Annotated in this window: 11 protein-coding genes; 3 read left to right on the top strand and 8 right to left on the bottom strand. The window is 43.5% G+C overall.

The genetic code is table 11. The annotated features are described in order from the left end of the window. Nucleotides 1-154: 154 nt before the first annotated feature. The 6 genes from OCV36_RS03550 to OCV36_RS03525 form a co-directional block, all read right to left on the bottom strand. Nucleotides 155-1,405 (bottom strand): glutamate-5-semialdehyde dehydrogenase, encoded by a 1,251-nt coding sequence (locus OCV36_RS03550; protein WP_135455995.1) that lies wholly within the window; start codon nucleotides 1,403-1,405, stop codon nucleotides 155-157. A gap of 160 nt (nucleotides 1,406-1,565) precedes the next feature. Then, entirely contained in the window at nucleotides 1,566-2,750 is a 1,185-nt protein-coding gene (gene proB / locus OCV36_RS03545) for a glutamate 5-kinase (RefSeq protein WP_181360270.1), read from the bottom strand. A 76-nt stretch (nucleotides 2,751-2,826) separates the two neighbouring features. Then, nucleotides 2,827-3,216: a sigma factor-binding protein Crl gene (gene crl, locus OCV36_RS03540; protein ID WP_135455993.1), complete on the bottom strand. Its 390-nt coding sequence runs from the start codon at nucleotides 3,214-3,216 to the stop codon at nucleotides 2,827-2,829. 143 nt (nucleotides 3,217-3,359) lie between these two features. Then, nucleotides 3,360-4,613, bottom strand: coding sequence for an esterase FrsA (gene frsA, locus OCV36_RS03535; RefSeq protein WP_029222300.1), 1,254 nt, complete (start codon nucleotides 4,611-4,613; stop codon nucleotides 3,360-3,362). 89 nt (nucleotides 4,614-4,702) lie between these two features. Next, nucleotides 4,703-5,167: a xanthine phosphoribosyltransferase gene (locus tag OCV36_RS03530; RefSeq protein WP_135455991.1), complete on the bottom strand. Its 465-nt coding sequence runs from the start codon at nucleotides 5,165-5,167 to the stop codon at nucleotides 4,703-4,705. 84 nt (nucleotides 5,168-5,251) lie between these two features. Further along, nucleotides 5,252-6,541 (bottom strand): NCS2 family permease, encoded by a 1,290-nt coding sequence (locus OCV36_RS03525; protein ID WP_017076235.1) that lies wholly within the window; start codon nucleotides 6,539-6,541, stop codon nucleotides 5,252-5,254. Between the two features lie 1,076 nt (nucleotides 6,542-7,617). Here OCV36_RS03525 and OCV36_RS03520 point away from each other — a divergent pair. Continuing rightward, the gene (locus OCV36_RS03520; RefSeq protein WP_017076236.1) at nucleotides 7,618-9,090 is read left to right on the top strand and encodes an aminoacyl-histidine dipeptidase; all 1,473 of its coding nucleotides are present in this window, start codon (nucleotides 7,618-7,620) and stop codon (nucleotides 9,088-9,090) included. Between the two features lie 171 nt (nucleotides 9,091-9,261). Here the strand turns inward: OCV36_RS03520 and OCV36_RS03515 are convergent, their stop codons facing one another. Next, entirely contained in the window at nucleotides 9,262-9,801 is a 540-nt protein-coding gene (locus OCV36_RS03515; RefSeq protein WP_029225216.1) for a DUF3332 domain-containing protein, read from the bottom strand. Between the two features lie 270 nt (nucleotides 9,802-10,071). On the opposite strand from OCV36_RS03515, the gene OCV36_RS03510 reads away from it, so the two are divergent. Further along, nucleotides 10,072-11,118, top strand: coding sequence for a succinylglutamate desuccinylase/aspartoacylase family protein (locus OCV36_RS03510; RefSeq protein ID WP_135455989.1), 1,047 nt, complete (start codon nucleotides 10,072-10,074; stop codon nucleotides 11,116-11,118). A 173-nt stretch (nucleotides 11,119-11,291) separates the two neighbouring features. On the opposite strand, the gene OCV36_RS03505 is transcribed toward OCV36_RS03510, so the two are convergent. Next, a complete protein-coding gene (locus OCV36_RS03505) occupies nucleotides 11,292-11,609 on the bottom strand; it encodes a DUF3622 domain-containing protein (RefSeq protein ID WP_017076239.1) in 318 nt (105 codons plus the stop codon). 353 nt (nucleotides 11,610-11,962) lie between these two features. Between OCV36_RS03505 and OCV36_RS03500 the strand changes: the two genes are divergently transcribed. Next, nucleotides 11,963-12,973, top strand: coding sequence for an adenosine deaminase (locus OCV36_RS03500; protein WP_135455987.1), 1,011 nt, complete (start codon nucleotides 11,963-11,965; stop codon nucleotides 12,971-12,973). Nucleotides 12,974-13,037: the final 64 nt, after the last annotated feature.

Genomic DNA, 13,037 nt, shown 5'->3' with positions numbered 1-13,037 from the left:
TCACCTCCAAATAATTGAATATCAGTGTAACGGAATTGCCAAACGTTAGGAAAGAAAAAGGGCCAATTAAGGCCCTTTTGTGTGGTGATTCATTGATTATTGCTACGCGATAGCAATTTCAAAAATGAGCTGAGGAGAAAAATTAACGTGAACGTTAACCACGAACTAAATAGTTCGCTTTACCCACCCATTTGTAGCTTGTGAGTTCTTCTAAGCCCATTGGGCCACGAGCGTGTAGTTTCTGAGTCGATACAGCCACTTCAGCGCCTAAACCAAACTGTGCACCATCGGTGAATCGTGTTGATGCATTCACATAGACCGCAGCAGAACCGACAGAGTTAATAAAACGCTCTGAGCTCTCTAGACTATTGGTCATGATCGCGTCGGAGTGGCTCGCGTTGTGTACACGCATGTGGTCAATCGCTTGTGCGACATCCGCGACTACTTTCACGCCTAGCGTGTAGCTTAGCCATTCAGTGTCAAAGTCACCTTCAACGGCATCACGTTGATCTTCAAAACCAACCAGCAACGATTTTGCGCTAACATCAGTAACCAAGGTAACCTTGCCCGCTAAACGCTGTGTTAGCTGCGATAAGAAAGCCTCAGCAACCGCTTCGTGCACTAATAATGTATCTAGTGAATTACACGCAGACGGGCGTTGAACTTTAGAGTTTTCAACCACATCTACCGACTTTTCAATATCCGCACTTTCATCAACAAAGATATGACTGATACCAAATCCGCCAATGATCACTGGAATGGTGCTGTTCTCTTTGCACATCTTGTGCAAGCCAGCGCCACCACGAGGAATGATCATATCCACGTAGTCATCCAACTTAAGCAGTTGAGATACTAATTCACGATCAGGTTTTTCAATGTACTGAACTGAAGCAGCAGGAAGTTCCGCTTTCTCTAATGCAGACTGGATGACTTTAACCAGCTCCATGTTCGAGAAGAACGTCTCTTTGCCACCACGTAAGATGCTTGCATTACCTGTTTTAAGACACAGTGCCGCAATATCGATGGTTACGTTCGGACGAGCTTCATAAATAACGCCAACTACACCAAGCGGTACACGACGACGAGACAGTGACATACCGTTTTCCAGTACCTTACTGTCCATTTCGCTGCCAACAGGATCATTCAAACTAATAACGTTACGTACATCGTTAGCAATACCCGTTAAACGTTCTTCGTTGAGTAATAGACGGTCAAGTAGAGCATCGGTTAAACCCGCTTCGCAACCAAGCTCAATATCTTTCGCGTTTGCTTCTAAAATGGTCGTTGCGTTTGCTTCTAGCTCATCAGCAATGATCGCCAATGCTTTGTTCTTCTGCGCCGTTGATGCGGTCGCTAGGTGAAAAGCAGCGTCTTTTGCTGCGATACCCATATTAGTTAAATCCACGTTTAACTCTCCCTAAATTCTGTCTGTCTTTGGATGTAAAAAAGCGATTCGCACTACCTACTAAAACTAAATGCTAAGCACTAAAGCTAGATACTAAATGCTAGAAACTAACGCTAGATGCTAGAAGTAGATGCGCAGTTAATCGCCTTATCATCACGAACTACTCTTGAATCACTACCATGTCGTCACGGTGAATGACCTCTGACCCGTAATCGTAACCAAGAATATCGCCAATATCTTTACTGTGCTTGCCTGCGATTTTTGCTAGGTCTTGGCTTGAATAACTGGCGATACCACGCGCAATGACTTTGCCTTTGCTGTTGGTAACTTGGGTGACTTCACCACGAGAAAATTCGCCTTGAACTCGAATGACCCCTTTTGCCAACAAGCTGCTGCCTTTAGTGTTCACGGCATTGACCGCTCCATCATCAACAACAATATCTCCAGCAGAAGCTGGGCCTGCTAAAATCCAGCGCTTACGGTTTTCAAGCGCTTCTTCTAACGGCAAGAAACGCGTGCCTTGTGGGTTATCACTTAATGAGTCAAACACCACGTTTTCAGCACTGCCAGCTGCAATGATCACTTCAATACCCGCACGACGAGCAATATCAGCGGCCTGCAGTTTTGTCGCCATGCCACCAGTACCTAACGTAGTACCACTGCCGCCTGCGATCTTACGCAATGTATCATCAATGGTTTTCACTTCTTTTATGAGCTCAGCATTCGGATCTTTGCGAGGGTCTGCCGTAAACAGGCCTTTTTGGTCGGTTAATAGCAGAAGCTTATCGGCGCCACATAAAATACCCACCAGTGCCGACAAGTTATCGTTGTCACCCACTTTAATTTCATTGGTTGCTACTGCGTCGTTTTCATTAACTACGGGAATAATATCGTGTTCAACGAGTGCGTTGATCGTGTCACGAGCGTTAAGAAAACGTTCGCGATCATCAAGATCTGCACGAGTCAGTAGCATCTGGCCAATCTTAAGGCCATAAATCGCAAACAAAGACTCCCAAGCTTGAATCAACTGACTCTGCCCAACTGCCGCAAGCAACTGTTTGCTCGCCATCGAGTTGGGGAGTGCGGGGTAACCAAGGTGCTCGCGTCCTGCTGCAATTGCGCCAGACGAAACCATAACCACAGAGTGGCCTTGTTTTTTTAATTCAGCACATTGACGAACCAGCTCAACCATGTGAGCACGATCTAATGCCAATGTTCCACCAGTTAAGACACTGGTACCCAGTTTAACAACGACAGTTTTGCGCTGTGTTGTTGTCCCGCTTTGATGATTTGTTGTCATGAAGTCTTTTATGGATAAAACAAATAAGAGGTGATGTTTTAGCAATCAACAGGGGAATTCACAAGCAGAAAAGGTGCGAAACCGCACCTTTTTGCTTTATAGAGAAGAGTAACCTTTAAAATCAGACGAATTCGACAGACTCTTCGTCGAATTGAACACTGATTTCAAACTTACTTTGAAGCTCATCAACCAGTTTTTGGTGAAAGGCTTCTTGAGTGCGAGACACCTCGGCTACTGCCTTCTTAGGTAATGGTAAGCAAACCCAGTTGCCATCGACGTTGTATTTACCGATGTTGTACTTCGCCGAATATCCTTCTTCCGACTTATCCAACTCTAACCACCAGCCCCAGAACTCACGCTCTTCTGGTGACTTTTTATCGTTCACACACACAGACAAGCAATCAAAAATGTAGTGACCATCTTCTGATTGCGGCTCCCTCAAGTAAGGCCCAATAGCCTTTAAAACGTTTAACAAGCGATAATGCGTAGGTTGTTGTGTCACTTCTGACATATTGAATCTCCATTTCAATGTTAAGAATGACGTTACTCAGACTGCAATACGTAGAAAGCACGCAGTTGGATTTTATAAATTTTCTCTGAGTATCAGGTACTTACTTTGTACACTTTTCATGCTTAACTAATTTCGGAGAAATGTCATCTAAATAATTCATCCTCAAGCCACTTTATCGCTAATTCGAGGGATTGCTCATACCCCTGTGTAATTGATTTGGTTTTGATTTTCTTCGCTTTGCCGTAATCACTGTAAATAGCAACCAGTTGATTATCCAGATGCGGTGAAACAGGGTCACCTTCCAAAGCCAATGCCAAAATAGGAACACTGGTTTTACTGTTAGCCAGCAAGCCTTGCACCTTCAATGACCAAGCCATCAGTTGTCCAGAAAGGCTATTGATATCCACCGCCCCTTTACCAAGACGCGAAGCCAATACATCCAAGTGCATCTTAGGCATCTGCTTTAGTTTGTCGGCATGAACAAAGATATCGTGGATCGGAGCCCCTAAAGAGATACAGGCTTTGAGTTTATGTTGCTCAAGGAAGGATAACCTCACCATCGCGTTACCACCGAATCGGAAACCGAACAGACCGACTTTATGATGGTCCACCCATGGGATATTAGGCAGTTCATTCAACACGGCTTGATGCAGGCAAGAAGAGTCTTCGGTTAGTGGCCAATGCGAACTGTGCCCTATCGACGGCATATCAATCGTTAGCATCGCAATATTTTTCGGTGCTAGGTAATCTCTAAACAAACGCCACATGTCTGTTTGCAGGCTATCTAAACCTGCACTCACGATCACGACAGGTTGTGGTTTGTCTGTTTTGGTTAGATGTAAGTTCGCCTTAATCTTTTTGTTTTGATACGGCACTTCGATTTGTTTGACGATCAATTTAGTGTGTTTGATCGCTTCAGAATACGCCGCATTCGCTAGTACCTGTGCCTGAGCAGCAAGGTTATCGTTCTTTAGATGTGGGTAGCCCGCAATGCTGAAACACAGCGATGCTGAAAACAACTCTTCAGCCATCTCTTCACCGCTCTTTTCATTCGAGCGATTTTGATGCTGCATGCCCAGCTTGGTCCACTCGTATGCCCAGTTACCGCTGCGGTAGCCCATCACGGTATCTAGCCACTCATCAGTGGTACGAGAATTATCGGATGACGCGATGCGTGCCAATACCGCTTCTTGCTCTATCGGGTTAACGCCTTGCCATACCCACTGAAGACGTCTTAGGTTTCGATACCAAGATGAGTTCTGCTCTTCACGCTTTTTATCCAGCAGTTCTTCTGAACTTGGCATGTAGCGAGTAAGCATTGAGGTCTCTTTGGCCTGCTTGTGCTTTACAAACAAGGTTTCCGAAAGGTTCGAGCTCGTTTCTTCTGATTCAGACATTGGGATACTTAATAAGAAATGGTTGTTACTAATCATATAAAAAAAAATGACCCTATAAAGGGTCATTTCTCAAAAAACTAAGTTTACACTTATTTTGACTTGCGATTTACCGGCTCAACGAAGCTTAGGCTAGTATCCCAAGGTTGCTCAATCCATGTGTCTTGAGCGATATCAACGATGTACTCGTCTAATAAATGTGCGCCAGATGGTTTTGCACAAACAGCGATCAGTTTCGCTTTAGGGTACATTTCGCGAAGCTTGCGTGCAGTGTCACCACTATCAACAAGATCTTCAACGATTAGGAAGCCTTCACCGTCACCTTCAGGTGCTTTAACTACAGTCATATCACGCTGGTGATCGTGGTCGTAACTAGAAATACAAATCGTATCTACGTGACGAATACCTAGCTCACGAGCCAAGATTGCACCAGGAACCAAACCACCACGGCTTACAGCCCAGATACCTTTCCACTGTTCTGCTGGCATTTGCTTTTCTGCTAGTTGACGGCAGTAAGTCTGCATGTTGTCCCAAGTGATAATGAATTTGTTGCTCATAGTATAAAACCTAATAATTTTGTCATGTTATTAAAGGCTATGCCAAACATAGCCTCTTCAGCGATTAAGCAGAAATCTAGACGATTAAGCGAAAATGTATTTGAGAATAAAGATAGCCGACATTACCCACACAGCAGGTGAAACGTCGCGACCTTTACCACTTAGCAGCTTAATTGCAGCGTAAGCGATGAAGCCTAATGAGATACCCTCAGCGATAGAGTACGTCAACGGCATTAGCAGACATGTTACCACGACTGGTGCTGCTTCCGTAAGATCACGCCAATCAATGCCAACTAGGCCTGACATCATCAGAATTGCTACATAGAACAACGCACCTGATGTTGCGTAAGCTGGAATCATACCTGCAAGTGGCGAGAAGAAAAGAGCCAGTAGGAACAAGATACCAACAACAACCGCTGTTAGACCTGTACGACCACCTTCAGCAACGCCAGCAACACTTTCAACGTAAGACGTGGTGTTTGATGTACCCAGAAGAGCACCAATAGACGTTGCTGTTGAGTCAGCAAGCAGGGCTTTATTCAAGCGTGGCAGTTTGCCGTCTTCTTTGATTAAGTTTGCTTTTGTAGCAACACCAACCAAAGTACCTGCTGTATCGAATAAATCGACGAACAAGAATGCGAATACCACTGAAATCATACCAATTTCAAATACAGCAGAGAAATCAAGCTGCATAAATGTTGGTGCTAGGCTTGGCGGTGTAGACATGATGCCGCCGTATTGAACGTCACCTATAGCAATACCAATCGCTGTGATAGCGAGAATCGCGATCATTACTGCACCTTTCACACCACGGTGAACAAGAGCAATCGTAATGAAGAAACCAAGCGCGCCTAAGATTGGAGCAATCGCTGTAATATCGCCCAGTGAAACCTTAGTTGCTGGGTTAGAAACTACGATGCCAGCATTGCTAAGTGCAATAAATGCTAGGAAAAGGCCGATACCCGCAGAAATACCAACACGCAGAGACATCGGAATCGAGTTGATAATCCATTCACGGATCTTAAAGATACTTAAGAAGATGAAGATTACGCCTGATACGAAAACTGCTGCCAGAGCAACTTGCCACGTATAACCCATACCCATTACAACAGCATAGGTAAAGAAAGCGTTCAAACCCATACCTGGAGCTTGAGCAATTGGATAGTTAGCAACAAAGCCCATGATGAAACAGCCAATAGCAGCCGCTAAACAGGTTGCTACAAATACAGCGCCATGGTCCATCCCAGCGTCAGCTAGAATCATTGGGTTTACAAAAATGATGTAAGCCATTGTTAGGAAGGTTGTTAGACCTGCGATGATTTCAGTGCGCACATTGGTGCCATTTTCACTGAGTTTAAATAGCTTTTCGAACATTATCGAATCCTATAAGGGTAAGAGTAAACGGTTGCGTAATCGATTGGCTGTGGATTATAAAGTTATCAAATAACAAATTCCAGATAGAATTAAGGCTCTAATTAATATTTATCAGAATGCCGTATGAAACAGAACGATTAAAAGAGAATGAGGGAAATGCAAATTACCATTAAAAACAATATCTTAAAAACAAAAAAGACGACGGAATAATTTGGTTATTTTTTCGACCATTGGTTATTTTCATTAAGAATGTAGCTCACAAATTCTCAATCCAAACTCACAAGAGTTATGTATTTTCCAACAGAATCAGTAATAAGGTGCAAATTGATAGCTTGGCGTTCAAAAAACGACCGCAACGAATAGCGGAGAAATGGTCAATGAAAGTAGTTAATAAAAAAGCAGGCGGTAAAGTAGCAGGCAAAAAAAACGCCACTCAAAACTGAGTGGCGGTAGAATCTGTCAACCAAAAGGGCTGTAAAAGAATTCCAATATATAGGGGTGAACAAAACTGTTCGAGTTACATGCTTCCGGTATTAGTAACCAAAGCTTGTAGGGTATGCAAAGTTGCTAGTGTAAACAGAGCTGTTAATCCAGAACATTGCAGATGGTAAACCTTTCATAACTATCACCTTAATAAATCAATAAAAAACGAATTTGATTTCTCGGTTCCTTGGAGGCGATAAAACGGACTCATCCTTTGAGCATTTACTCTTCATCTCAGAAGTTGGTTATTAATATACCTCAAAGAAAAAAGATTACAAGTATTTTTTGCTGTTCGTCACACTTTTTACCATTTATGGTTATTTTACAAACTTATTTATGTAATTAAATTACAGGATGGAGCTAAACAAACGTTTGCCTACGCCATCAATAAGCATCAGCGCACTTATTAATGATCAGATAGACAAGATCGCTTTCAAAATTTGAGGATTTTGAGGTTTAGAACCGCTACTCGTCAAAACGCTCAAGTGGTATGCTGTTGCCATCAAAACAGACCCATATTTTAGATTTTTGTTCTAAGTTTTCACCTATAGAAATCCTAAATATATGGTTATCAAATAAAAAAGGAGTCATCCGTGTCTGAATTCCATTCTGAGATCAGTAAATTGTCCCCTGCCCCTATTTGGCAGTTTTTCGATAAGATTTGTTCAATCCCACACCCTTCAAAGCATGAAGAAGAGCTTGCTCAATACATTATTGCTTGGGCAACAGAGCAAGGCTTAGATGTACGCCGTGATCCAACGGGCAACGTATTCATCAAAAAACCTGCAACGCCGGGTATGGAAAACAAAAAAGGTGTCGTGCTACAAGCTCACATCGATATGGTTCCACAAAAGAACGAAGACACTGATCACGACTTTACAAAAGATCCAATCCAGCCATACATCGATGGTGAATGGGTTACAGCAAAAGGCACAACGCTTGGTGCTGACAACGGCATGGGCATGGCATCTTGCCTAGCTGTTCTTGCTTCAAACGAAATCCAACACGGCCCTATCGAAGTTCTACTAACCGTAGATGAAGAAGCAGGCATGACTGGTGCGTTTGGTCTTGAAGCAGGTTGGCTAGAAGGCGATATCCTTCTTAATACTGACTCAGAGCAAGAAGGTGAAGTGTACATGGGTTGTGCTGGCGGTATCGACGGCGCAATGACATTTGAAATTGCACGTAACGCAATTCCAGCTGACTTCGTAACACGCAAGCTAACGCTAAAAGGCCTAAAAGGCGGTCACTCTGGTTGTGACATTCACACTGGTCGTGCAAACGCAAACAAACTGATTGCTCGCTTCCTAGCCGGTCACGCAAAAGAACTAGACCTTCGCATCGTAGAATTCAAAGGTGGTAGCCTTCGTAATGCGATCCCTCGTGAAGGTTTCGTAACGGTTGCGGTTCCTGCTGTAAACCAAGAAAAACTGGCTTCGCTATACAACTACTACACAGAGCTGCTTTCAACAGAGCTAGGTAAAGTAGAAGACAGCATCGTAACTTTCAACGAAGAAGCTTCAGTTGAAATGGGCACACTAGCATCAGCAGACCAAGCTCGCTTTATCGCGGCACTTAACGCATGTCCAAACGGCGTGATTCGTATGAGTGACGAGATTGAAGGTGTTGTTGAAACGTCTCTAAACGTAGGTGTTATCACAACGGAAGAAGATTCAATCACAGTACTTTGCTTGATCCGCTCTCTTATCGACTCTGGCCGTAGCCAAGTAGAAAGCATGCTTCATTCTGTTGCTGAACTAGCAGGGGCTAACATCGCGTTCTCTGGTGCTTACCCAGGTTGGAAACCAGACGCTGATTCAGAAATCATGCATATCTTCCGAGACATGTACGAAGGTATCTACGGTCACAAGCCAAACATCATGGTTATCCATGCTGGTCTTGAATGTGGTCTATTCAAAGAACCTTACCCGAACATGGATATGGTTTCTTTCGGCCCAACGATCAAGTTCCCACACTCTCCTGATGAGAAAGTGAAGATCGATACTGTTGAATTGTTCTGGAACCAAATGGTTGCATTACTAGCAGCCATTCCAGAAAAAGCATAATTCGATTAGCTAGTGTTTTTCAGTAAATGGTGTTTTCCAATAAATGGGCTCTTCAATAAATAGCACTTTTCAGTAAACACCGTTTATTCGACACAAAATAAAACAGGTACTCAATGAGTACCTGTTTTTGTATCTAATCTTTGTAGCTACTACTTGTGACTAAATAAGCGATTAAGCGCGTGTAGCCGCGTAGCTCTCTAGCTCATCAATTGAAGTTTGTGCCACAACTTCACCATCGATGAAGTACGTCACCATCTCGCCATCGCGAACACCGATTAACGTCGCACGCTCACCAGATTGGTAAGTGATGTCCATTTGGATAGTGTTCTCATCAATCTGCTGCATTTGACCTTTCTCGATCATATCGGCACTAGTGATAGGACCCACTGGAGCTTCCGTTAAAGACGGATCAAGTTGGTGGTTGATGTCTAGGTAAGTATCAGTCTTAGTGTCAAAAATATGCGGAGAACCAGTCAGAGGGTTGCTACCAGTCCAGAACTCTAATGAGTTGAATACCAAGTAATCCGCAGCAACAGTTAAACCGTAAGCTGGAGCTAATAGAATGTTAAGACCACCACGAGCGTAACGGTTATCAACAGCCTTCACGTTAAACTTCATTAAGTAACCTGTAACTGCGTTGCTACCAACACAACCAGATAGAGCGACAGAAACCACCGCCAGTGCAACGATCTTAGTAATTGTTTTTTTCATTTTTATCTCAATATATGAATTTGGCCGCCAAAAAATGGCGATGGATGATAACAGCCCTCACATCCAGAATTATCAGATTAAAATCAATAAATTGTCAGGAAAATCACAAATAAAGCCCCCTCAGTTATCGTAAATAAAAAATAGAAACCAATTCCAAAGCCCCTCCATAAAAAAGTTTTGTCGTCACCGTAAAGCGATTGATTCGTACTAAAATTCAACGATTGCTACATTCCGTGTTAATGAATTATCACTATGTTGAGAACAACCTAAATGGCAAGACTAAAACCTAATCAACCATTCGAATTACTTGGTTATACTGTTCAGCCAGGACAACGAAAAGAGATTGAACTGCAAGCGGCTCAGCTTTACACGCACTCTCCACTTTCGATCCCGATTGAGATCATCCACGGTCGCCAAGCAGGCCCAACACTAATGGTAAACGCTGCTATCCACGGTGATGAGTTAAACGGTGTTGAGATTGCACGACAGTTAACGAACGCAATTGAACCCAATAAACTAAAAGGGACATTAATTGTTGTGCCGATCGTTAACGTGTTTGGCTTCATTCATAAGTCTCGTTACCTACCAGACCGTCGCGACCTAAACCGTTGCTTCCCTGGCAGTGAGAAAGGATCACTGACATCACGTATCGCACACACTTTCTTTGAAAATGTAGCGAAGCACTGTGATTACATTCTGGATCTTCACACGGGTGCGATTCACCGTACGAACCTGCCACAAATTCGTGCAAACTTGTCTAACCCAGAAACACTACGTATTGCGAAAGCGTTCGCAACACCAGTCATCATTGATTCACCTCTGCGTGATGGTTCACTGCGTAGCGAAGCCGAGAAGCTTTGCATTCCAGTGTTAACGTACGAAGGTGGTGAGGCTCTGCGTTTTGATCATTTAGCGATTCGTGCAGGCTACCTCGGCGTTCATCAAGTAATGAAAGAAATTGGCATGCTGCGTCCAAACCGCAAAAAGCTACCTGAACCCGTGCTCAGTAAATCAACCAGTTGGATCCGCGCTGAATCAGACGGTATCTTGCGTAATATGGTAAGACTTGGCGAACAAGTGGAAGCCGGACAAACTTTGGCTTACATCAGCTCTCCTCTAGGGCACGAAGAAGGGCAAGTGATCACGACTAAAGGTGGTATCGTGATTGGTCAGCAAACGCTGCCTCTGGTGAATGAAGGTGATGCGGTGTTCCACATTGCTTACTTCAAACAAGACGATGAAGAAGTAGGCCAATCCGTAGAAAGCTACATTGAAGAAGTAGCAGAAGACGATTGGCTAACCGCGCTGAACAACTGATTAAAGCTTGAGAGATCGACGTTAAAAGCGACAAATCAAAACCGTCGCTCTTAGGCAAAATAGAAACGAACTCCACAAACGAAAAAGCCCCAATATAGGTGACTATATTGGGGCTTTTTTTATAAGTCCCTTATCTTAAAATTAAGGGACCTATAAGTTAATCGTGCACCGAATTACTCAGCGTCTTCTTGCTCTTCTTCACGAGCTTTTGCGCGTGCTTCACGTGCTTGCTCAGCTTTAAGCTCTTTAGTGTGACGTAGGTCGTCACGCTCTTTACGCTGTTCTGATTTACGCTCGTTACGTTCAGCTTGGTTTGAGATGAAAGATGCTAGTTCTTTCTCAGCCCACTCTTGTGCTAGAGCTTCAGTTTCAAAATCAGATTGACGCTTAGATACTGTCGTGCTGCGAGACGTTACTTGACGAGTAATTTCTGCACACCAACCGCTGCGTTTTTCTGTAAGGCGGATATCAAATTTTTTGTTCTTAGACATGTTCTATATTTTCCTAAGGGAGATCATTAAGGGATCGGTCACTTTGATAACTCCATCTAAGTGAGCATCTTTTAACACCATCCCTTGGTAAGCGCGGTATTAGAGCACAAATCAATGAATATTGCTGCAAATATTTGCAGCGGATCACACTCTAATGCTGCAAATCGTTTGCGCCTGATTTCAATTGGTTCGTAACTCTCGATTCGCCACCAATTTACGCCCAGTTTTATCAGCCACAACGAAATAGACTATGCTCAAACAAAGATAAAAAACGAGATAGCTTATGTACTCAGATCTCGCCATCAAAACATCTCACCTACTCCGCCCATAATTACAATAGCTAAGGAGTTGCTATGGATAGCTTTATCAAAAACTTACCTAAAGTTGAGCTGCACTTGCATATTGAAGGCTCGCTAGAACCTGAGCTAATGTTCAAACTCGCCAAGCGTAATAACATTTCAATTCCCTTTGAAAACCCAGACCAAGTAAAAGACGCGTACCAATTCCACAATCTTCAGTCCTTTCTCGATATCTATTACCAAGGCGCTAACGTACTGATTAATGAACAAGACTTCTATGACCTAACTTGGGCTTACCTCCTGAAATGCCAGCAAGACAACGTAATTCATACCGAGATATTTTTTGACCCGCAGACTCATACCGAACGTGGGGTAGCTTTTGAAACCGTTGTTGGTGGTATCACTCAAGCTTTGCAGCAAGCCGAACTCGAACTCGATATTACTAGTCAACTCATCATGTGCTTTCTTCGACATCTTGATGAAGAGAGTGCTTTTGAAACACTAAAACAAGCGCTTCCCTTCAAAGACAAAATTATAGGTGTCGGACTTGATTCATCAGAGCAAGGCAACCCACCAGAGAAGTTTAAACACGTATTTCAAGAGGCCATCAATCAAGGGTTTTTGGCCGTTGCACATGCCGGAGAAGAAGGGCCAGCACAAAACATTATCGATGCATTAAGCCTGTTAGGCATTACTCGCATTGATCATGGCGTTCGCTGTGTTGAAGATGAAGACTTGATGGAACAGTTAATCGCTAAACGCACACCGCTGACGGTCTGCCCACTATCGAATACAAAGCTCAAGGTCTTCGACAGCATGCAAGAGCACAACATCGTCGAGTTACTGAGAAAAGGGCTGTGCGTCACCATCAATTCCGATGATCCCGCTTACTTCGGTGGCTATATGAATGATAACTTCTTCGCCGTCGCTAATGCTCATCCACTGACGAAAAACGAATTAGCGCAATTCAGTATTAATGCTGTCGAAGCGAGTTTCATCTCTCCTCACGCCAAAGAAGACCTCATTGCACAAGTGCGCCAATATCTTGCCGAAAATACTCACTAAGAGAATGGAGCTTTGCTGCGATCAAAAAAGGGAAGCTCAGTGCTTCCCTTTCAAAATGGGTTCG

The organism is Vibrio echinoideorum (assembly GCF_024347455.1).
GTDB lineage: Bacteria > Pseudomonadota > Gammaproteobacteria > Enterobacterales > Vibrionaceae > Vibrio > Vibrio echinoideorum.
The sequence above is the reverse complement of the archived record's forward strand: the minus strand, read 5'-3'. Positions and strand labels throughout refer to the sequence as shown.

Excerpts from the sequence above, each read along its gene's own strand:
- crl (WP_135455993.1), bottom strand. The coding sequence starts at position 3,216 with ATGTCAGAAGTGACACAACAACCTACGCATTATCGCTTGTTAAACGTT.
- frsA (WP_029222300.1), bottom strand. The coding sequence starts at position 4,613 with ATGTCTGAATCAGAAGAAACGAGCTCGAACCTTTCGGAAACCTTGTTT.
- OCV36_RS03530 (WP_135455991.1), bottom strand. The coding sequence starts at position 5,167 with ATGAGCAACAAATTCATTATCACTTGGGACAACATGCAGACTTACTGC.
- OCV36_RS03525 (WP_017076235.1), bottom strand. The coding sequence starts at position 6,541 with ATGTTCGAAAAGCTATTTAAACTCAGTGAAAATGGCACCAATGTGCGC.
- OCV36_RS03515 (WP_029225216.1), bottom strand. The coding sequence starts at position 9,801 with ATGAAAAAAACAATTACTAAGATCGTTGCACTGGCGGTGGTTTCTGTC.
- OCV36_RS03510 (WP_135455989.1), top strand. The coding sequence starts at position 10,072 with ATGGCAAGACTAAAACCTAATCAACCATTCGAATTACTTGGTTATACT.
- OCV36_RS03505 (WP_017076239.1), bottom strand. The coding sequence starts at position 11,609 with ATGTCTAAGAACAAAAAATTTGATATCCGCCTTACAGAAAAACGCAGC.
- OCV36_RS03500 (WP_135455987.1), top strand. The coding sequence starts at position 11,963 with ATGGATAGCTTTATCAAAAACTTACCTAAAGTTGAGCTGCACTTGCAT.